This window comes from Bifidobacterium sp. LH_450, assembly GCF_056356715.1.
In genome coordinates this window covers 354,660-374,413 of sequence record NZ_JBKEUU010000002.1, presented here as the reverse complement: position 1 = coordinate 374,413, position 19,754 = coordinate 354,660, and the positions used below count along the sequence as shown (strand labels likewise).

Sequence of the window (19,754 nt, the reverse complement as noted above, 5' to 3'; positions counted from 1 at the left end):
TCCCGGTTGTTCCGGCTGTTTTCCCCGGCTGCGCTGCCTGGTAGCGCCAAGCGGTTCAGCGCATGTGCTCCGGCCAGCTGTCCAGATACGACTCGATGTTGCGCCGCGTTTCGTCGACGCTGTCGCCGCCGAACTTCTCGAGCAGCTGCTGCGCGAGCGTCAGGCGCACCATCGCCTCGACGACGACGGCCGCAGCCGGCACCGCGGTGGAGTCGGAACGCTGGTTGATGGCCTGCGCCGCCTCGCCGCTGGACGTATCGACTGTCTTGAGCGCGCGCGGAATCGAGGGAATCGGCTTCATCGCCGCGCGCACGACGATCGGCTGGCCGTTCGACATGCCGCCTTCGATGCCGCCGGCCCGGTTCGTCAGCCGCTCGATGCGCCCGTCGTCGCCCGGCGCCATTTCGTCGTGCGCCTGGGAGCCGGGCACCATCGCCTCGTTGAACCCGTCGCCGATTTCCACGCCCTTGATCGCCTGCACGCCCATGACGGCGCCGGCCAGCGCCGCGTCGAGCCGCCGGTCGGATTCCACGTAAGTGCCCACGCCAGCCGGCATGCCGTACGCGACGACCTCCACGACGCCGCCGAGCGTGTCGGCGTTCGCCTTCGCCTCGTCGATGCGCGCCACCATCGCCGCTTCGGCTTCGGCGTCCAGCGTGCGCACCGGGGAGGCGTCGAGCCGCTCGACGTCTTCGGGCACCGGCAGCGCGTGATGCAGCGGGTCGGCCACGCCGGCGCCGCCGATGGACAGCACATGCGAGACGGTGCGGATGCCCCACACCTGCTCGAGGAAGCGCGCGGCCACTTCGCCGAGCGCCACGCGCGACGCCGTTTCGCGGGCGCTGGACCGTTCCAGCACCGGCCGGGCGTCGTCGAAGCCGTACTTGCGCATGCCGGTCAGGTCGGCGTGCCCGGGGCGCGGCCGGCTCAGCGGCGCGTTGCGCCCTTCGCGGGCGAGCTCGTGGTCGAGCGGGTCCGCGCTCATCACCTCGGTCCACTTGGGCCATTCGGTGTTGCCGATCTCAATCGCCACCGGCGAGCCGAGCGTGCTGCCGAAGCGCACGCCGGTCAGCAGGCGCACCTTGTCCTGCTCGAAGTTCATGCGGGCGCCGCGCCCATAGCCCAGACGGCGCCGTCCCAGCGCCTTGGCAACGTCGCCGGACGTGACCTGCACGCCCGCCGGAAGCCCCTCGATCATCGCCACGAGGGCCTCGCCATGCGACTCCCCTGCCGTCTGCCAACGCAACATGCCAACTCCTTGCCGGTATCGGGTGAATGGTTCCGTAGGCTATCTTAGCGGTATGGCGAATCTTGTTGCGGCGGCGAGCTTGCTGTGTGGGACGGCGCTGGCGGCATCGGACTGCCGCCGGCGCACCGTCCCGCGCCGCTGGGCGGCCGCCGGCATCGCCGTGCAGCTGTGCTGCTGGGCCGCCTACGGCTTCGCTATCCAAGATTTCCGGCCGTTTTGTTCCGCCGCGCTCTTCGCCGCGGCGGCCGCGGCGATCCAGCTGGCGCTGGCGCTCATCCGTCCCGGCGCGCTGGGCCTGGGCGACGTGACGGCGGCGGCCGTGCTCGCCAGCGGCATCGTGACGCTGGAAGGCTTCCTGTGCTGGTGGCTGGCCACCGGCGTCTTCGGGCTGGCGTGGCTGGCCGCGTGGCCGCCTATCGCGCGGCGGGCAAAGCCGGCGCACGCCAAGGCCCCGTTCGTCCCGCCGATGCTGGCGGCTGCGCTGGCCGTGCAGCTGCTGTAGGCGCCCAGGGGCGCCCCGTCAGTTGCCTTCGGGGTTGTTGGTCTTGTACTCCTGCACGTACTGCTGGAATTCGGCGTCCGAATCGGTGAACTTCGTTTCGCCGGTCTGCAGGTTGACGGTCACGAAGTACAGCCAGTTGCCTTCCGGCGGGTTGATCGCCGCCTCGAGCGCCGAGTCGCCGGGGTTGGAGATCGGCGTAGGCGGCAGCCCGTGGTTGACGCGCGTGTTGTACGGGTTGGACGCGTCCGCGAGCTGGTCGTTGGTCAGCTCGTTGGCGGAGATGCCCAGGCCGTAGGCCACGGTCGTGTCCATGCCGAGCGTCATGCCGTCGGCCAGGCGGTTCTCGATGACGCGCACGACCTTGCCGTAGTATTCGGTGGAATTGACCTCGGCTTCGGCGATCGACGCCATCGTCAGAATCCTCTCGCGGTCGGCCGCCGCCACCCCCAGGTCGTCGAGCTTGGCGACGCGGGCGTCGACCATCTGCTTGAGGATGGCCGAGGGGTCGGTTTCGTCGGCGACGTCGTAGGAGCCGGGTTCGAGCCAGCCTTCAAAGCTGCCGGACGCTTCGGCCGGCAGGATTCCCTCGCCCTTCGCGTCGATGACCTGCTGGAAGCCGTCGGCGCTGATGCCGGTGATCTCCTCGGCGGCGGCGAGCACGTCGGAAACGGTTTCGCCGGGCCTGACCTCGAGGAAGCCGTGCGCGTTGCCCTGGTCGGACAGGATCGCGGCGGCCGCGGACGCCTTCATCTGGTACTTCATGTCGTAGGTGCCCGGGTAGAGCGTCAGCTGGTTGGCGCTGACCGTCGACGTGAACGCGTCCGCCGACTTGACGATGTCGGCTTCGGCCAGGCCCTGCGCAATCTGCTCGACGCTTTCGCCGGACTTCACGGTGAACTGCACGCTGCCATGCCCGCCCGTGTCGTAGTCCTCTATGGAAGATTGCGACGAGGTGAGCGAGCCGACCCACGAGCCGATCTTGCGTGCGCCGGCGGCGACGCCGACGCCGAGCAGCGCGATGACGGCGACGCATACGACGGCGGCTACGATGCGCCGCGTGCGCTTCTTCCTGCGTTGCTCGCGCTGGGCGCGCAGGTCGCGCCGGGAACGCGGCGGCCGGGGCGGCTCGGCGCCGTCCCCCTGCGGCGCGTCCGCATAGGAAGGCTCGGCGTCGGGGTCGTTGCTGGTCGTCCATCCGGCGTGCTGGTCGAAAAAGTCGTTGAAATCCTCGGACACGTCACTCTCCTCGGTGTTGGCGCGCTTCGTCGAGCGCCGCCTGGAGGATGACGGCGGCGGATTGCTGGTCGATCATCGCGCGGTGGTTGCGCGTGGCGACGTTCGCGTCGCGCAGCATGCGGTGGGAATCGACGGTCGTCAGGCGCTCGTCCTCGAGCGTCACGTCGGGCATCGCGTCGATGCCCGAGCCTTCATAGGCCACTTCCTGCACCAGCGCGTGGATGAGGCTGGATGCCCAGCGGCGCGCCTTGGCTGCGCTGGGCCCTTCGGTGCCGTCGAGCTGCAGCGGCAGCCCGATGACGACATGGTCGACGTGCTCGTCCTCGATGACGTTGAGCACGTCGTCAATGGCATGGGTATAGTCCCCGTGCGCTTCGATGGTGCCGGCGGGATGCGCCAGCGACAGTTCGGGGTCGCTCAATGCGAGGCCGATCCTCGCATTGCCCAGGTCGATGCCGAGCCAGACCATAAGCTCCTTCGTTGAAACGGACGGGACGCCCCGGCTGCGCTACGCCGGGCCGGGGCGTCCCCTGGAGGGCCGGACGGCCCTATGCCTTCATCGCCTGGTCGACGATGCCGGCAAGCGCCTGGTCGACCTTCGAGGCGTCGGGGCCGCCGCCCTGCGCGAAGTCCGGCTTGCCGCCGCCACCGCCGCCGAGCATCTTCGAGGCGCCGGACACGAGCGGGCCGGCCTTGATGCCTTCCTTGCGGGCGGCTTCGTTCGTGGCGACGACGACCTGCGGCTTGTCGTCGTCGTTCAGGCCGATCAGCGCGACGACAACGGGCGCGTCGTCGCCCAGGCGGCTGCGCACGTCGAGGGCCGTCTTGCGCAGCGCGTCGAACGAGCCGAAGTGGCCGACGTTCTTGGCCGCCACCTTGACCGGCGCGTTGCTGGCGTTGGCCTGCTCGATCATGGCGGGAACGGCCGCGGCAAGCTGCTTCTCGTACATCGCGTTGATGCGCTGCTCCTGCTCCTTGAGGCGCCCCAGCAGCGTGTTGACGCGGTCGGCCAGCTCGTCGGGGCGGGCGTTGAGCTTGTCGGACAGCTGGGAGACGAGCGCGTGCTCGCGCGCGCCGTACTCGTAGGCGTTCTGGCCGACGAGCGCGTCGACGCGGCGCACGCCCGAGCCGATGGACGATTCGGACAGGATCGTCACCGAGCCGATGGAGCCGGCGGTGTCGACATGCGTGCCGCCGCACAGCTCGCGGCTCCAGCCGTCGTCGCCGATCGTCACGACGCGCACGACGTCGCCGTACTTCTCGCCGAACAGGTGCATGGCGCCCAGGGCGATCGCGTCGTCGAACTTCATTTCCTGCGTGGAGACGCGCAGGTTGTCGCGGATGCGGTCGTTGACGCGCGCCTCCACCGAGCTCATCAGCTCCTTGGTCGGCGCGTTGGACCACTGGAAGTCGAAGCGCAGGCGGTTGGGGGCGTCCTCCGAGCCGCGCTGGGTGGCCTGCGGACCGAGCTCCTCGCGCAGCGCCTTGTGGACGATGTGGGTGGAGGTGTGCGCGCGGGCGATGGCGCCGCGGCGCTCGAGGTCGATGGACGCCGTCACTTCGGCGCCGACGACGAGCGTGCCCTCCTCGAGGCGGCACTGGTGCACGATGAGGTCCTTGACGGGCTTCTGCACGTCGTCGACCTGGAGCACGGCGCCGTCGTCGGAGACGATTTCGCCCTGGTCGGCCAGCTGGCCGCCGGATTCGGCGTAGAACGGCGTGCGGTCGAGGATGACCTCGACGGTCGCCGGGGCGCTCACCGCCGGCACTGAGCCCTTGCCTTCCACCATGATGCCGAGCACGCGCGAACGCGTGGACACCTCGGTGTAGCCCTCGAACTCGATCGGCGCGGCGAGCTTCTTCTTGAAGTCGTCGTATTCGGACAGGTCCACGTTGTGGCGCTTCTTGAGCGCGTCCTGGCGGGCGCGGTTCTTCTGCTCGGCCATCAGCTCGCGGAACTTGGCCTCGTCGACCTTGACGCCCTGCTCGGACGCCATCTCCAGCGTCAGCTCGATCGGGAAGCCGTAGGTGTCGTGCAGCGAGAACGCCGCGTCGCCGGGGAACACCACGTCCTCGTCGCCCTTGGCGCCTTCCTTGGCCTTGTCGATGGCCATGTCGAAGATCTCCAGGCCCTTCTCGAGGGTGCGGCGGAACGCGTCCTCCTCGCCGACGGCCGCTTCGTAGACGTCGTGGAACGTGTCCTTGAGCTCCGGGTAGTTCGGCTCCATCGCGGCTTCGGACACCGGCAGCAGCTCGGGGATGACGGGGTCGTTGACGCCGATCTTCTTCATCGCCTCGGCCGTGCGGCGGATCAGGCGGCGCAGCACGTAGCCGCGGCCGGAGTTCGACGGGCGCACGCCGTCGGACATGATCATCAGCGCCGAGCGCACATGGTCGGCGACGACGCGCATCTGCACGTCGGCGGCCGCGTCCTCGCCGTACTTGATGCCCGAGAGGCGTTCGGCCGCCTCGATGACCGGAAACACCTCGTCGGTCTCGTAGATGTTGTTCTTGCCCTGCAGCAGGTAGGCGACGCGCTCGAGGCCGGCGCCGGTATCGATGTTCTTGTGGTCGAGCTCGCCGACGATGTGCAGGTTCGTCTTGGACTGCACGTTGTCGACGTAGAAGTTCTCGAACACGAGGTCCCAGATCTCGATGTAGCGGTTCTCGTCGGCCACCGGGCCGCCTTCGCGGCCGAACGCCGGGCCGCGGTCGACGTAGATCTCCGAGCAGGGGCCGCCGGGGCCGGGGCCGCCGGTCGTCCAGAAGTTGTCCTCCATGCCGAGGATCTGGATGTGCTCGGGGTCGACGCCCTCGTTCTTCCACATCGAGCGCGCCTCGTCGTCGTCGGTGAACGTCGTCATCCACAGCTTCTCCTTGTCGAAGCCGTAGCCGCCTTCCTCGACCGGCTTGGTCAGCAGGTCGTAGGCGTAGTGGATCGCCTCTTCCTTGAAGTAGTCGCCGAACGAGAAGTTGCCGAGCATCTGGAAGAACGTGCCGTGACGGGTGGTCTTGCCGACCTCCTCGATGTCCAGCGTGCGCACGCACTTCTGGTTCGAGGCCATGCGGTGCTTCGGCGGCGTCTTCTCGCCCATCAGGTACGGGATGAACGGCACCATGCCTGCGATCGTGAACAGCGTCGTCGGATTCGGCGAGATCAGCGATGCCGACGGCGCCACCAGATGGTCTTGCTGTTCGAAATAGTTCAAGAACCGCTTCGCGATTTCAGCAGTGCGCATGTGCGATTGACTCCTTCATGCCCTCGTGCGTCTTTAGGTCGCATCGCGCTGCCAGCCGCCCGCTTGATGCACATCGGCACCACTATACAGCATCCACCGGTCCGTGCGGCATGCCGCCATATGCGAAGGCCCCGGCGCCGCCGCAGCGGCACCGGGGTCCTGGAACGTTCCGGCAATGCCTTGGAATAAGGGCGCGTCAGCCCTTGAGCTCGCCGCCGAACTTCGCGTTGAGCTCGGCTTCGCGTTCGCGCTGCGCCTCCTTGAAGTCGCTCACGAGGCCCGACAGCGTGCGCATCGCCACGTTGTCCTGGTCGGGGCCGAGCACGAACTGGCGCGCCTTGTCGGGGGTGTTGGCGCGCACGTAGGCCTGCGCCTTGCTGACGGCGAGGACGCCGGCGACGACGCCGAGGCCGACCCAGAATACCCGTTTGAACATCGCTTACTCCCCCTTGGCTTCGACGGTGGCGTCCTTCTTGTCCTTGCCGTGCATGAAGCCGGCGGCCGTGGTCTTGACGGCATAGAAGACCGACGCGAGCTTGATGACCGGCTTGCCCAGGAACGACGCATACAGGTTCGTCAGCGCGCCGACGTTCGAGGCGGTCGCGGAGGCGGCCTCGGAAATGCGGTTGACGTCCGCCAGCGACTTGTTGACTTCCTGCACCGTCGTCACGCCCTCGTCAAGCGCCGGGATGGCATGGTCGCCGGCGTCCTTGACGGTCTGGGAAATCTGGTCGAGCAGCTTGCCCAGGCGGATCAGCGGATAGATGAGGAACCCTGCGAGCACGGCGAACGCAATCGCTGCGATCAGTCCGGCAATCTCTCCAACGCCCATCTTGTACCTCTTCCTTCCCTGCGCGTGCCGCGCAGCTCGTTACCCGCCCAGCGTAACGAATCGCCCAGACGGGGCCCGCGTTCATTTTTCGTTGTAGCGCACGACGGTGACGGCTTCGTCCAGCGGGCGCCCTGTTTCGAAATCTAGTACGGTCAGCGAGCCGTTGCGCGGCCTTTCACTCAGGTCGTAACCGGCAGGCGCGAACCGCTGCATGAGGCTCAGCATCGTATTGCCGTGGGAAATGACCAGCACGTTGTCGCCGTCCCTGAGCGTTTCGTTGGCGGCGATCAGCGCGAAGCCGCCTTCGACGCGGCTCCAGTATTCGCCGTCCGATTCGGCGTCGTGGAACGGGTCCGCTTCCTTGAGCCAGTCGCGCGTGGCCGCAAGCCCTCCCTTTTCCACGATGGCGTTGTAGGTCGGCGCGCCGTGGGGGCCTCCGGCGGCGAGCCATGCCGCGCCCATGTCCTGGCCTTCGAAGTAGCCGTAGAACTGCTCGCGGAAATGCGGGCTGACGGTCAGCTCCGGGCGCGGGTTGCCGGCGGCTTCGTTGGCGTCGAGGATGCGGCGCGCCGTCGTTTCGGCGCGGGTGGTGTCCGAGCAGTAGGCGGCGGCGAAGCGGATGCCCCTGAGCCGTTCGCCGGCCTCGTCGGCGTCGCGCAGGCCGGCTTCGGTCAGCGGCGAGTTGCTCCAGCCCTGCAGCCGGTTGTATCGGTTGAAGAACGTCTGTCCGTGGCGGACCAGATGCAGATGCAATTCCATACCCGCCATCCTACCGCCTCGTCGCTGGCGCCGAACCCTGTACGCACATTCCCGCCATACGCGTAGGCGGGCCGTCATCCCCGTACGCGGCGTGCCCGCAAGCGCACTGCGGCGATGGGGGCGGCCAACCGGCCCGATACGACAGAAGCCCCGTCGCAAGACGGGGCTCCATGCCGGTATGTATGTCCTAAAATGGTTGTTCCTGTGGAAAGGATGCCCGGATCAGCGGGCGTAGAATTCGACCACGTACTGGATGTTGACCTGAACCGGGATCTCCTCGGCTTCGGGCTTGCGGGTCAGCGTGGCCTTCAGGGAGGCGAGGTTCACGTCCAGGTAGCCCGGGACCGGCGGCAGCACGTCGCGGTGCACGCCTTCGGCGGCGATCTGGAACGGCACCATCGTCTGGCTCTTCGGCTTGACCTGGATGGTCTGGCCCGGCTTGACGCGGTAGGACGGGATGTCCACTACGTTGCCGTCGACGAGGATGTGGCGGTGGGACACGAACTGGCGGGCCTGGGCGGTGGTGCGGGCGATGCCGGCACGCAGGACCAGGTTGTCCAGGCGGGTCTCGAGGTCGACCAGCATGGCGTTGCCGGTCTGGCCCTTGGTGTGGGTGCCCTTTTCATAGGCGGCGCGAAGCTGCTTCTCCGACACGCCGTACTGGGCGCGCAGACGCTGCTTCTCGCGCAGACGCACCGCGTAATCGGATTCGGTGCGGCGGCGGGTGCGGCCGTGTTCGCCCGGAGCATACGGGCGCTTTTCGAAGATGCGCTGAGCCTTCGGGGTCAGTGCGATGCCGAGGGCGCGCGAAAGGCGCACCTGGCGGCGAGAACGCTGAACGTTCGTCATATTGGATATTCCTTTGTCTGTCGTTGTCTGAACGAAAAACGCCGGCGCTTTGCGCGCCAACGTCGAGCCGGCCTCTCCAGCGCTTCACCATGCAAGGCATGAACGGCACGGACGCGTTGCGCCCACGCCGCCGACCCGCTGACGGGCTAAGGCTCCAGAGGGCATGCGCTTGCACGCACACCAATCGACTATGCTACAACGACCCGCGGAACTCGTGTGCCGCAGCTCCCCGAACCGGGTAGCCCGGAGCGGCCTTATGCCTGCGTGCCGGGGATTCCGGCGCGGGCATGCCGGAAAGCCGGACCCTGCCGGACCTAGAGCTTCTCGATCGGCGCGAGGCGCAGCATGAGCCGCTTGACGCCGCCGGTGCCGAAATCGACGGTGATGACCGAATTGCGCCCCTTGTCCTGCAGGTCGACGACCTTGCCCATGCCGAACTTGTCGTGCGTGACGCGGTCGCCGACGGCGAAGTCCGCGATATCGAGGTTGTTGTCGGCGCTCGTGGCGGAGGCCGGCTTGAGCGTCGGGGAACCGCCCCTGGGCTCGGCGTGGCGCGTCGTGACCTTGCCGGACTTGCCGTGGCCCTGGCCGTAGGTCCCCGAGCGCGGCGAGGCCAGATCGCTGCCGTAGCGGCGCTGCCAGGAGTGGCCCGAGCCCCTGCGCGAGGAGCCGGAGCGCGCGCCCGAACCGTAGGAGGACGATCCGGAGCCATACGACGAGGAGCCATACGAGGAACCGGAACCGTACGACGAGCCGTAGGAGCGCGACGCCTTCCGCGGCGCGGCCGAACCGAACGTCGAGCCGCCGAACGTGAAGCCGGGCTCGTCGTCCTCGCCCCAGCCGCCGAACTCGTCGTCGTCGCTCCAGCTGGAGCGCATGCGCTCCATGCCGGTCTGGCGGCGCTTCCAGTCGATGAGCTCGTCGGGAATCTCGTCGAGGAACTGGCTGGGCAGCATCTCCGCCGCCTGCCCCCACTGGGCGCGCACGGCGGCGCGCGTGACGTACAGGTGCTTCTTGGCGCGCGTGATGCCCACGTAGGCCAGGCGCCGCTCCTCGCCGAGCTCCTTGTCGTCCTCCATCGCGCGCGAGTGCGGGAACGTGCCCTGCTCCATGCCGGTGAGGAACACCACCGGGTATTCCAGGCCCTTGGCCGTATGCAGCGTCATCAGCGTGACCTTGCCGCTGTCCTCGCCTTCGCCGGGCAGCTGGTCGGAGTCGGCCACCAGCGCCGTCGTCTCGAGGAAGCCGGCAAGCGTGGCGTCCGGCGTGTTCTGCTCGTATTCGGCGGCCACCGACTGCAGCTGCGAGAGGTTCTCCACGCGCGAGGCGTCCTGCGGGTCCTCGGAATTGCGCAGCTCGGCGAGCAGCCCCGATTCCTCGAGCACCTGGGCGACGATCTTCGAGGGCTCGTGGTCGTGTTCGGCGGCGAAGGCGCGCAGCGAGCGCACCAGGTCGCGGAACTTGCCCAGCGGGTTGGCGGTGCGCGCGCTCATCCCCTCGATCTGCTCGAGGTGCTCGATGGCGTCCCAGAACGTCGTGCCATGCGCGTCGGCGGCCATCGCGACCATCGATTCGGCACGCGCCCCCAGCCCGCGCTTGGGCACGTTGAGGATGCGGCGCATGTTGACGCTGTCGGCGGGATTGACGATGGCCTGCAGGTAGGCGATGGCGTCCTTGACTTCCCTGCGTTCGTAGAAGCGCGTGCCGCCGACGAGCTGGTAGGGTACGGACTGGCGGATCAGCGCCTCCTCGAGCGAGCGGGACTGCGCGTTGGCGCGGTACATGATGGCGATGTCGGAGAACCGCACGCCTTCCTCGGCGTTGAGCCGCTGGATTTCCCCGGCGATCCACTGCGCCTCGAGCTGCGCGTTGTCGGCGGCGTAGCCGGTGATCTTCTCCCCCTCGCCCATCGCCGTCCACAGCTTCTTGGGCTTGCGGCCCTCGTTGTGGGCGATGACGGCGTTGGCGGCGTCGAGGATCGTCTGCGTGGAGCGGTAGTTCTGCTCGAGCATGATCGTGCGCGCGTTCGGGAAGTCGCTTTCGAAGTCCTGGATGTTGCGGATGTCGGCGCCGCGGAACGCGTAGATGGACTGGTCGGAGTCGCCGACGACGGTCACCGATGCCGGCGGCCTGCCGCCCTCGTGGTCGTCGACGCCGGCCAGCTCGCGCACGAGCGCGTACTGCGCGTGGTTGGTGTCCTGGTATTCGTCGACGAGGATGAAGCGGAACTTGCCGCGGTAGTAGTCGGCGGTGGCCTTGTCGGTGCGCAGCAGCTCGACGGTGCGCATGATCAGGTCGTCGAAGTCGACGGCGTTGGCGAGCGCCAGCCGGTGCTGGTATTCGGCGTAGAACACCGCGTAGAGCTCCTCGACGTTGCCGACGCGGCCGAACTGGTAGCCGCGCGCGCCGGGCTTGTAGTCGGGCGCGTAGGTGGCCAGCTGCGTTTGCCAGCCGGCCAGCGAGTTCTTGTAGTCGGAGATGCGCGCCAGGATCGAGCGCGGCGTGTATTTCTTCACGTCGACGTTGAGGTCGGCGGCGATGAGCTTGACAAGGCGTTCGCAGTCGGCGGTGTCGTAGATCGAGAAGCCGCTGGACAGGCCGATCTTCTCGCCGTCGCGCCGCAGGATGCGCACGCAGGCGGAATGGAACGTCGAGACCCACATGCGCTGGGCCGCCGGCCCGATCAGCGCGCCGAGGCGCTCGCGCATTTCGGCGGCCGCCTTGTTCGTGAACGTGATGGCGAGGATCTGGCTGGGCCATGCGCCGAACTGGCTCAGGATCCAGGCGATGCGCCGGGTGAGCACGCGCGTCTTGCCCGAGCCCGCGCCGGCGCCGATGAGCAGCGCCGGCCCCTGGTATTGCACGGCCTGGGCCTGCTGTTCGTTCAGGTCGCCGATGAGTTCTTCGGGGGCTCGGACGATGATTTCGCGATCAGGCTGCACGGGGTCGACCTTTCCTGGATGGATTCAAACCGTCCTTATCATAGCCGCGTCCCCTCCCACCGCGGCCCGTGGCCGGCGATGGCGACGCGGCGGGTGCCGTCGCAGGTCAGCGCGCCGCCCGACGCCCCGCGCTCGATGCGGACATCGAGCCGTTCGTCGGCGAGCGCGGCCGCCATCTGCTCGCCCCATTCCATCAGCACGACGGTGCCTTCGCCGGGGTCTTCGAGCGCTTCGTCGAGCCCGAGCGATTCGAGTTCGTCCAGGAGCCGGCCGACGGCGTCCTGCCCGGGTTCGTAGGCGGTGCTGCCCAGCCGGTAGGCGTCGACGTGGATGAGCCGGACCGGCGTCCCGTCGGCGAACGTGCCGGCCAGTTCGCGGGCGATCGTGAAGGTGGGCGACACGATTGGCTCGCCGATGCCCAGCCCCCGGCCGAAGCCCTGGGCGAACGTCGTCTTGCCGGCGCCCAGCGGCCCCGACAGCAGGATGACGTCGCCGCCGCGCACGGCGCGGGCGACCTGTGCCCCGAGATTGCGCATGTCCCCGTCGGTGGGGACGTCCAGCTGCGCTGGCAACGAGATTTCGTTCATGGTTGCGGCTTTCGTGATTGCTTCAATGGTTTCTTCAGCGGTCTTTTCGGCCTTGCGTTGCACTGCCGCCTTTCAGCGGCCGATGCCCTTGGCGGCGATGAGCGTCACGCACCGTTCGAGCGCGTAGGCGGGGTCGGCCCCGTTGGTCTTGCATTGCTCGTCGGCCCAGGCGAGCGTCTGGATGCAGGCGGACAGGCCCTGCGAGGTCCAGCCGGGCAGCTGGCGCTGGGCGTTCTTGAGCACCCATGGGTTCGTCCTGGCTTCCGCCTGGCTAATCTGGCCGCCCCGCACGGCGGCGGCCTTGGCGAGGGTGCGCATCTTCAGCGCCAGCGCCCCGATGAGCGCTATCGGCTCGACGCCCTGCTCGAGCGCGTCGCGCAGGGCGACGACGGCATGGCCGGCGTGCCCGGCGAGCGCCGCGTCGGCGACCTGGAAGCCGGTTACCTGCGGGTTGGAGGACAGGTACTGGTTGACGCGGCCGATGCCGATGACCGGGTCGTCGAAGTCGAAGCACAGCTGGCCGATCATGGCGGTCAGCTCGCCGATGTCGTCGCCGAGCACGCCGGCGAGCTGCTGGGCGGCTTCGGGCTCGACGCGCCGGCCGCGCGCCTCGAACTGCTGGAACACGTAGTTGAGCCTGGCCTGCGGCTTGGCCAGGTCGGGCACGTCGATGCGCTCGGCGCCGGCCTTGAACAGCATGTCGAGCAGGCGCTTGCCCTTGGGCCCTCCCCCGTGGCTGACGATGACGCGGCTGGCCTGCGGGTCGCCGGACGCTTCGCGCAGCCATGCGGCGATGGCCTCGCCCAGGTCGTCGGGGGCGTTTTCATAGCCGGTGACGACGACGGTGGCGGCATCGGACAGCAGCGTGGGGCTCGTGGCCTGGATGAAGTCGAAGCCGGTGGCGCCGGCCGCGTCGAGCTCGATCGTCTCGCGCTCGGGATGGGCAAGCTGCGCTTCGGCGCGCAGCGACTTGACGTGCTGCGCGTTGACGTAGCGGTCGCCGCCGAGGACGACGCTGCAGGGGCTTGCTACTCGTGATGCCATGGTTTCAATCTCTCCGCATCGGTGGACATCGCGCCTGCGTGGCCATGGCGGCGGCCATGACGGCGATCCCGGCGCTTCCATTCGAGCCCGTCGAGCAGTTCGAGGGTACGCCGCCACCATTGGCGTGTGCGTACGGCGGGCGTGGCCGCGAACCGCTGCCCGGGCAGCGACGGGTCGGGCTGGATCCACAGCCGCCGCGCCCGCGCGCACAGCTTCGCGATGGCGATGCCGCACGCTTCGGCAAGCGCCATCGCCGCGGCGCCCCATGCCCCGTCGAGCCATGGCAGCGCGTGGCCCAGCGTCGAGCCGAAGAACCCGGCGACGGCCTCGACGATGGCGGTGGCGCAGCTGGCGCACCAGGCGAACGCGAACCCCACGGCCGGGCTCGCCCATGCGCTCAGCAGCGACAGCAGCCCGCAGACGGTGGCCGCGGCGGTCACCGGCGTCACCAGCAGGTTGGCGGCCAGCGTCCACAGCGGCACCTGCCCGCACATCATCGCCTGAATCGGCAGCGTCGCGAGCGTGGCGGCCACCGTCATCGCCAGCGCGTCGGCCACGGCCCGCGGCATCAGCTCCGCCAGCGCGCGCGACATAGGCCGCGCGGCGAGCGCCAGGCCCAGCACGGCGGCGCACGAGAGCGCATACCCGTAGCTTGCCGCCATGCGCGGGCACGCCACCAGCGTGCCCAGCGCCGTCCAGCACAGCGCGCTGGCCGTCTGCCGGCGCCGCCCCAGCGCCACGTACCCCTGCGCGAAGACGCCCATCGCCACCGCGCGCATCACCGAATGCGACGGGTAGAGCAGCGCGGCCAGGCACAGCTGCACGGATGCGACGGCCGCGGCGCGCACCCGCCGCGGGGCCAGCAGCCTGCGGCACAGCGCGTCGGCGCACGAAGCGACGAGCGCGAAGTGCCCTCCGGACACGGCCATCAGGTGGATGATGCCGGCGGCCGTGCAGGCATCCTCCACCGAGTCCGCGTATGAAGCGTCGACGCCGTACTCCCGGGTGCCGGCGTGGCCGGCCACGACGATGTCCTGGCCGAGCACGCCGACCGTCATGCCCGGCACCAGCACGCGGCCCTGCTGCGAGAGGCCCGAACAGGCGTCGATGAAGGCGTCCTGCATGGCGTTGACGGCGTTCCACGGCCAGCCGGGTTCCCCGTCCACGCGCACGGCCTGCGTATCGTCGGCCATCAGCCAGAGCCGTTCGGTGCCGTAGGCGGCCTGTTCGGCGTCCGCGTCCACGATGACATCCGCGCCGCGCCGCAGCGCCTGGCATTGGGCGCCCGACGCGTACAGGCGCGCCGACGCGTTCGATGGCTGCGCGACGCCGGAGGACCGCAGCGAGCGCACCCGCACGTCAGCGCGGCAATCGTAGCCACGGCGTTCGGATGCGACGGGCGGCGACGAGACGCGCACGTCGAACGCGGCGCGGCTTGAGCGGGCATCCAGCAGCCCGTATGCCGCGTCGTGGCCGTCGCGCGCCATCGCGCCGGCCGCGGCCGCGCCGCACGCCAGCATCGCCGCGCAGGCGACCGCCAGTGCCGCCAGCGCATCCGGCGCATGGGGTCCCGACGGCTTGCGGCGCAGCCGGGTTGCAAGCCCTGTCATCGCGGCCACGGCGACGAACAGCGCCACCGGCAGCCAGGCGGCCAGCATCGCCGCCCGCGCACCCCCGGGCCCGCACGACTGCACGGCGAGGCTGGCCGCCCATCCCAGCGCCGCGCACGGCACGAGCCGCAGGTCCCGCCCGCCGTGTTCGCGCCCGCTGCGCTTTCCCATGCCGCCCGCCATCCTGGTCATACGGTGACGTACGGGCGGATCTTCTCGAGCGTCTTGTTGCCGATGCCCGAAACGTTGAGCAGCTCGTCGACGCTGCCGATGACGCCGACGCTGTCGCGGTAGGCGATGATCCTGGCCGACATGACCGGGCCGATCCCGCTGATCGTCTCGAGTTCGGCGGCGCTGGCCGTATTGAGGTTGATGAGCCCGTCATCGGCCGCCGGCGCCGTGCCCGTCGGCTGCGGCGACGCGGAAGGCTCCCCTGCCGTTGCGCTGTCCGAAGTGCCGGACGGTTCCGCGGACGCGGAGGCTTGCGGAGATTGCGCGGAGCCGTCCTCCTGCGAAGGTTCGGGGGAGGAAGAAGATTGCGCATCCTGCGATGGCTGCGCACTGGAGGAAGCGCCGTCGGAAACGCCGCCGGAAGCCCCGGAAGCGGCGCCGGAAGACGCCTGCAATCCCGACGTTGCGGCGGACGCCGAGCCGGATGCCGACGTCGCGGTGGCGGCCGACGAGGCCGCCTGCACGAGCAAGGTCAGGCTCATGGCGAGCGCCGCCACGAGGATGAGGATGATGGCGATGGCATGCGACGGCTCGATGCGCAGCCGCGGGCCGCTGCGCCGCTGCCCGGCTTCGTGCTCCGGCTCGCCTTGCGCGGCCGCCTGCATCGAAGAGCGCGCCCCCGATGCCAGTTCTTCAAATGAAACGCCCATGCCCCCACTGTGCGGCGGGCATGGGCGTGGCGTCCATCACCGGGCGCCATGGTGGATGGAGGGGCGTGTCGTCCACAGCCGTCCACCATGGCCTGGCGGCGGCGTTATTCGCCGGGAACGATCGACACGATCTTCGGGGCCTTGACGATGACCTTGCGCGGTTCCTTGCCGCCAAGTCGGTCGGCCACCGCCTCGAGGGCCATGCGTTCCAGCTCGGCCGGATCAATGTCGGGGCTGACCTCGAGCTTGGCGCGCACCTTGCCCTTGATCTGCACGACGGCGGTGACCATGTCGGCGCCGACGTAGCGTTCGTCGGCCACCGGCCACGGATGGTGCGCCAGCGACTCGTCGTGGCCCAGGCGGCTCCACAGTTCCTCGGCGATATGCGGCGCGATCGGCGAGACCGTGAGCACGAGCGGCTCGATGGCGGCGCGCGGCACCCGCTCGAAGCCCGTCAGGTGGTTGTTGAGCACGATGAGCTTGGCGATGGCGGTGTTGGGGCGCATGGCCTCCATCTCCACCGTCACGTCGGCGATCGTATTGTTGAGCAGCTTGAGCGTCTTGTCGTCGAGCGGCTCGTCGGACACGGTCGTCTCGCCGGTGTTCTCGTCGACGACGTTGCGCCACAGGCGCTGCAGGAAGCGCATGCCGCCGACGACGTTGCGCGTGTTCCAGGGGCGCGACTCGTCGAGCGGGCCCATGCTCATTTCATACAGGCGGAACGTGTCGGCGCCGTAGTTCTCGTACATGTAGTCCGGCGTGACGATGTTCTTCAGGCTCTTGCCCATCTTGCCGAACTCGCGGTTGACCCGCTGGCCGTTCCAGAAGTATTCCGGCTCGCCGGTTTCCGGGTTCGGCTTCTCCTCCACCTCGTCGGCCGGCACGTACTGGCCGCGGTCGTCGGTGTAGGCGTACGCCTGGATCATGCCCTGGTTGAACAGCTTGTGGAACGGCTCCGACGAGTCGACGTAGCCCAGGTCGAACAGCACCTTGTGCCAGAAGCGCGAGTAGAGCAGGTGCAGCACCGCGTGCTCGACGCCGCCGATGTACAGGTCCACGCCACCGGACTTGCCGGCCGCCTTGTCGCCTTCGGGCCCCATCCAGTAGTCGTATTCGTCCTGCTCGACCATGTGCGCCTCGTCATGCGGGTCGAGGTAGCGCATGTAGTACCAGCAGGAGCCGGCCCAGTTCGGCATCGTATTCGTGTCGCGATAGTAGGTCTTCTCGCCGTCGCCCAGGTCGAGCGTCACCTTGACCCAGTCCTCGTTGCGGCTCAGCGGCGCCTCCGGGTTGCTTTCGGCGTCGTCCGGGTCGAACGTGCGCGGCGAATAGTCGGGCACCTCCGGCAGCTCGATCGGCAGCATCGAATCCGGCAGCAGGTGCGGCACGCCGTCCTCGCCGTAGACGATCGGGAACGGCTCGCCCCAGTAGCGCTGGCGGGAGAACAGCCAGTCGCGCAGGCGGTAGCTGGTCGTGCCCTTGCCGACGCCGGCTTCCTCGAGCCACAGGTTGACCTTCGCGATGGCGTCGTCGACGCGCAGCCCGTCGAGGCTCAGCGCGTCGCCCGCTGCCTCGGTGCAGTCGACGGACGAGTTGATGACGATGCCGTCGTGCGACACGAACGGCGCCTTGCCTTCGTAGTTGGCGAGGCTGTCGCCGGAATCCGGCAGCGGCTCCACCGTATAGATGACGGGCAGTCCGAACTTGACGGCGAAGTCGTAGTCGCGCTGGTCGCCGCCCGGCACGGCCATGATCGCGCCGGTGCCGTAGTCCATCAGCACGTAGTCGGCGGTGAACAGCGGCAGCTTCGCGCCGGTGATCGGGTTGATGGCGTACAGGCCGGTGAACAGGCCGGTCTTCTCCCCCGCCTCGTTGACGCGGTCGGCGGCCGTCTTCGCTTCGGCGGCCTTGCGGTAGGCGGCCACGGCTTCCTTCGGCGTGGCATAGCCGCCGGTCCAGCTTTCGGGGACGCCTTCAGGCCACGCGCCGGGCACGTGCGCAAGCAGCGGATGCTCCGGGGAGACGACGGCGAACGTCGTGCCGAACAGCGTGTCGGGACGGGTCGTGTAGATCTCCATGTCCTCGACGCCGTCGGCGGTCGGCACGCGGAAGTGCACGGAGGCGCCGTGCGATTCGCCGATCCAGTTGCGCTGCATCAGCTTGACCTTCTCCGGCCAGTCGATCGTGTCGAGGTCCTCGATCAGGCGGTGGCCGTAGGCGGTGATGCGCATCGACCACTGGCGCAGCTCGCGCTGGAACACCGGGAAGTTGCCGCGTTCGGACTTGCCTTCCGCCGTCACCTCTTCGTTGGCGAGCACCGTGCCCAGGCCCGGGCACCAGTTGACCGGGGATTTGGAGATGAATGCCAGGCGGAACTCGTTGAGCACGTCGCTGCGTTCGGCCTCGCTCAGCGCATCCCACGCCTCGCCTTCATGGCCGGGGATGGCGCGCTCGCCGGTACGGAACTGCTCCTCGAGCTCGGCGATCGGCCGCGCGCAGCCCATCGAGCCGCTCGGGTTCTTCTGGTCGGGGTCGTACCACGCGTCGTAGATGCGCGAGAAGATCCACTGCGTCCAGCGCACGTAGCCCGGCTCGATCGTCGCGAACGAGCGGCGGTCGTCGAAGCTCAGGCCCATGCGGTGCAGCTGGCGGCGCATGTTGGCGATGTTCGCCTCTGTGGTGATGCGCGGGTGCTGGCCGGTCTGCACGGCGTACTGCTCGGCCGGCAGGCCGAAAGCGTCGTAGCCCATCGCGTGCAGCACGTTCTCGCCCTTCATGCGGTGGTAGCGCGACACCACGTCGGTGGCCAGGTAGCCGAGAGGATGGCCTACGTGCAGCCCCTTGCCGGAAGGGTACGGGAACATGTCCATGGCGAAGAAGGGCTTGCGGCCGTCCGCATGGCGCCCCTCGCCGTCGGTCAGCTCGCCGGAGACGTTGGCGGCCCAGAAGGTGCCCTCTTCATCCCAGACGTTCTGCCATTTTTCCTCAATGCGCTGCGCCAGCGCCGCGTTGTAGCGGAAGGCGGGTTCATCGGTCTCGTTCCCCGCGCCGGCTGCGCTCCTCTCGATATCACTCATAGCGCACGATTATCGCGATTTAGGTGGACACGCGCCTTCTGCCGCGGTCACCTGTTGGACGGGGGCATCGCCGGCGGCATTTCAGATTCCTTCGGGAGGGTTGATCGCCATGTCGACTTCGTAGCCGCAGGCGTCCCTGAGCGAGTCGGCGGCCTGCTGCCACGAACCGTCGGCCACCATGGCTTCGAGGGCGCCCTTGATCTGCCCGGCCAGCTCGTCCTGCCCCTTGGGCACCGCGATGCCGTACGTTTCGGTGCCGTACGGCTCGTCGAGCACCGATACGTATTCAGTGCCGGACTGTTCGGCCAGCCCGTAGACGACCGGGGCGCCGGCGGCGATGGCGGCCGACTTGCCGGTCAGCAGCGACGACACGCACTGGGCGTACCCGCTTTGCGTTTCGATCCGCACGCCGGGGACCTTCTTCTTGAGATTCTTCCCCGCCGGCGATCCGTCGACGACGCAGACGGCCTTGCCGTCGAGGCCGGAGAGCGACGAGACCGTTTCGCTGTCCTCGGCGCCGTTGGCGGCGCGCGTGAGCACGATCTCGTTGACGGCCAGGTAGGGCGCCGCGAACGTGACGTCCCGTTCGGTTTCCTCCGTGCGCGGATAGGCCGCGACGACGAAGGAGACGTCGCCGTCGTTCAGCTTCTGCCCCGCGTCGGCGAGCGTCACCGGCACGTACGACACCTGCTTGCCGCCGTAGCCGAGCACCTTGGCGACGTACTTGGCGACGTCGACGTCGAACCCCTGGTTCGTGCCGTTGTGGATCCAGCCGAGCGCCGGCTCGTCGGTGGCGACGCCGACCGCCAGCACGGGCCCTTCCGGCTGGCCCTGCGTCGTCACCGAAATGGACGTGTCGCAGGCTGCGGCGCCCAATGCCAGGGCAATGCAGCCCGCGGCTGCTGCGCATCGGGAAATGAGGCGGCGCATAGCCCTCCCTTCGCTTC

General features: G+C 68.8%; 16 protein-coding genes. 1 reads left to right on the top strand and 15 read right to left on the bottom strand.

What is annotated here, in order from left to right:
* Positions 1 to 55: 55 nt before the first annotated feature.
* The gene (aroC, locus tag AC1AXT_RS04085; protein WP_476539402.1) at positions 56 to 1,249 is read right to left on the bottom strand and encodes a chorismate synthase; all 1,194 of its coding nucleotides are present in this window, start codon (positions 1,247 to 1,249) and stop codon (positions 56 to 58) included.
* A gap of 52 nt (positions 1,250 to 1,301) precedes the next feature.
* On the opposite strand from aroC, the gene AC1AXT_RS04080 reads away from it, so the two are divergent.
* On the top strand, positions 1,302 to 1,751 hold the full coding sequence (locus tag AC1AXT_RS04080) for a peptidase A24 (protein ID WP_476539401.1): 450 nt from the start codon (positions 1,302 to 1,304) through the stop codon (positions 1,749 to 1,751).
* 18 nt (positions 1,752 to 1,769) lie between these two features.
* Here the strand turns inward: AC1AXT_RS04080 and mltG are convergent, their stop codons facing one another.
* The 14 genes from mltG to AC1AXT_RS04010 form a co-directional block, all read right to left on the bottom strand.
* The gene (mltG, locus tag AC1AXT_RS04075; RefSeq protein WP_476539399.1) at positions 1,770 to 2,987 is read right to left on the bottom strand and encodes an endolytic transglycosylase MltG; all 1,218 of its coding nucleotides are present in this window, start codon (positions 2,985 to 2,987) and stop codon (positions 1,770 to 1,772) included.
* 1 nt (position 2,988) lies between these two features.
* The gene (ruvX, locus tag AC1AXT_RS04070) at positions 2,989 to 3,456 is read right to left on the bottom strand and encodes a Holliday junction resolvase RuvX (RefSeq protein WP_476539397.1); all 468 of its coding nucleotides are present in this window, start codon (positions 3,454 to 3,456) and stop codon (positions 2,989 to 2,991) included.
* A 79-nt stretch (positions 3,457 to 3,535) separates the two neighbouring features.
* Positions 3,536 to 6,226 carry an alanine--tRNA ligase gene (alaS, locus tag AC1AXT_RS04065; RefSeq protein WP_476539395.1) on the bottom strand — a complete coding sequence of 897 codons (2,691 nt, stop codon included), beginning with the start codon at positions 6,224 to 6,226 and terminating at the stop codon, positions 3,536 to 3,538.
* Between the two features lie 196 nt (positions 6,227 to 6,422).
* Entirely contained in the window at positions 6,423 to 6,662 is a 240-nt protein-coding gene (locus AC1AXT_RS04060; protein WP_476539393.1) for a hypothetical protein, read from the bottom strand.
* Between the two features lie 3 nt (positions 6,663 to 6,665).
* Complete coding sequence (locus AC1AXT_RS04055) at positions 6,666 to 7,058, bottom strand: DUF948 domain-containing protein (protein WP_476539391.1); 393 nt, start codon at positions 7,056 to 7,058, stop codon at positions 6,666 to 6,668.
* Positions 7,059 to 7,139: 81 nt separating this feature from the next.
* A complete protein-coding gene (locus tag AC1AXT_RS04050) occupies positions 7,140 to 7,817 on the bottom strand; it encodes a histidine phosphatase family protein (RefSeq protein WP_476539389.1) in 678 nt (225 codons plus the stop codon).
* Positions 7,818 to 8,039: 222 nt separating this feature from the next.
* Positions 8,040 to 8,666 (bottom strand): 30S ribosomal protein S4, encoded by a 627-nt coding sequence (gene rpsD / locus AC1AXT_RS04045; protein WP_476539388.1) that lies wholly within the window; start codon positions 8,664 to 8,666, stop codon positions 8,040 to 8,042.
* Between the two features lie 314 nt (positions 8,667 to 8,980).
* Positions 8,981 to 11,608, bottom strand: a complete 2,628-nt coding sequence (locus AC1AXT_RS04040; RefSeq protein WP_476539386.1) for an ATP-dependent helicase — start codon at positions 11,606 to 11,608, stop codon at positions 8,981 to 8,983.
* Positions 11,609 to 11,646: 38 nt separating this feature from the next.
* The gene (gene tsaE / locus AC1AXT_RS04035) at positions 11,647 to 12,195 is read right to left on the bottom strand and encodes a tRNA (adenosine(37)-N6)-threonylcarbamoyltransferase complex ATPase subunit type 1 TsaE (RefSeq protein ID WP_476539384.1); all 549 of its coding nucleotides are present in this window, start codon (positions 12,193 to 12,195) and stop codon (positions 11,647 to 11,649) included.
* 72 nt (positions 12,196 to 12,267) lie between these two features.
* Positions 12,268 to 13,239, bottom strand: a complete 972-nt coding sequence (gene holA, locus AC1AXT_RS04030) for a DNA polymerase III subunit delta (RefSeq protein ID WP_476539382.1) — start codon at positions 13,237 to 13,239, stop codon at positions 12,268 to 12,270.
* On the bottom strand, positions 13,224 to 15,020 hold the full coding sequence (locus tag AC1AXT_RS04025) for a ComEC/Rec2 family competence protein (RefSeq protein ID WP_476539380.1): 1,797 nt from the start codon (positions 15,018 to 15,020) through the stop codon (positions 13,224 to 13,226). The genes holA and AC1AXT_RS04025 overlap by 16 nt, the downstream gene beginning before the upstream one ends.
* Before the next feature lie 17 nt (positions 15,021 to 15,037).
* Complete coding sequence (locus AC1AXT_RS04020; protein ID WP_476539378.1) at positions 15,038 to 15,730, bottom strand: ComEA family DNA-binding protein; 693 nt, start codon at positions 15,728 to 15,730, stop codon at positions 15,038 to 15,040.
* Between the two features lie 104 nt (positions 15,731 to 15,834).
* On the bottom strand, positions 15,835 to 18,807 hold the full coding sequence (gene leuS, locus AC1AXT_RS04015; protein ID WP_476539377.1) for a leucine--tRNA ligase: 2,973 nt from the start codon (positions 18,805 to 18,807) through the stop codon (positions 15,835 to 15,837).
* Positions 18,808 to 18,888: 81 nt separating this feature from the next.
* On the bottom strand, positions 18,889 to 19,737 hold the full coding sequence (locus tag AC1AXT_RS04010) for a transporter substrate-binding domain-containing protein (protein WP_476539375.1): 849 nt from the start codon (positions 19,735 to 19,737) through the stop codon (positions 18,889 to 18,891).
* Positions 19,738 to 19,754 lie beyond the last annotated feature (17 nt).

Coding starts and splice junctions, on each gene's coding strand:
- aroC (WP_476539402.1), bottom strand. CDS start 1,249: ATGTTGCGTTGGCAGACGGCAGGGGAGTCGCATGGCGAGGCCCTCGTG.
- AC1AXT_RS04080 (WP_476539401.1), top strand. CDS start 1,302: ATGGCGAATCTTGTTGCGGCGGCGAGCTTGCTGTGTGGGACGGCGCTG.
- ruvX (WP_476539397.1), bottom strand. CDS start 3,456: ATGGTCTGGCTCGGCATCGACCTGGGCAATGCGAGGATCGGCCTCGCA.
- alaS (WP_476539395.1), bottom strand. CDS start 6,226: ATGCGCACTGCTGAAATCGCGAAGCGGTTCTTGAACTATTTCGAACAG.
- AC1AXT_RS04060 (WP_476539393.1), bottom strand. CDS start 6,662: ATGTTCAAACGGGTATTCTGGGTCGGCCTCGGCGTCGTCGCCGGCGTC.
- AC1AXT_RS04055 (WP_476539391.1), bottom strand. CDS start 7,058: ATGGGCGTTGGAGAGATTGCCGGACTGATCGCAGCGATTGCGTTCGCC.
- AC1AXT_RS04050 (WP_476539389.1), bottom strand. CDS start 7,817: ATGGAATTGCATCTGCATCTGGTCCGCCACGGACAGACGTTCTTCAAC.
- rpsD (WP_476539388.1), bottom strand. CDS start 8,666: ATGACGAACGTTCAGCGTTCTCGCCGCCAGGTGCGCCTTTCGCGCGCC.
- tsaE (WP_476539384.1), bottom strand. CDS start 12,195: ATGAACGAAATCTCGTTGCCAGCGCAGCTGGACGTCCCCACCGACGGG.
- holA (WP_476539382.1), bottom strand. CDS start 13,239: ATGGCATCACGAGTAGCAAGCCCCTGCAGCGTCGTCCTCGGCGGCGAC.
- AC1AXT_RS04025 (WP_476539380.1), bottom strand. CDS start 15,020: ATGGGAAAGCGCAGCGGGCGCGAACACGGCGGGCGGGACCTGCGGCTC.
- AC1AXT_RS04020 (WP_476539378.1), bottom strand. CDS start 15,730: ATGGGCGTTTCATTTGAAGAACTGGCATCGGGGGCGCGCTCTTCGATG.
- leuS (WP_476539377.1), bottom strand. CDS start 18,807: ATGAGTGATATCGAGAGGAGCGCAGCCGGCGCGGGGAACGAGACCGAT.
- AC1AXT_RS04010 (WP_476539375.1), bottom strand. CDS start 19,737: ATGCGCCGCCTCATTTCCCGATGCGCAGCAGCCGCGGGCTGCATTGCC.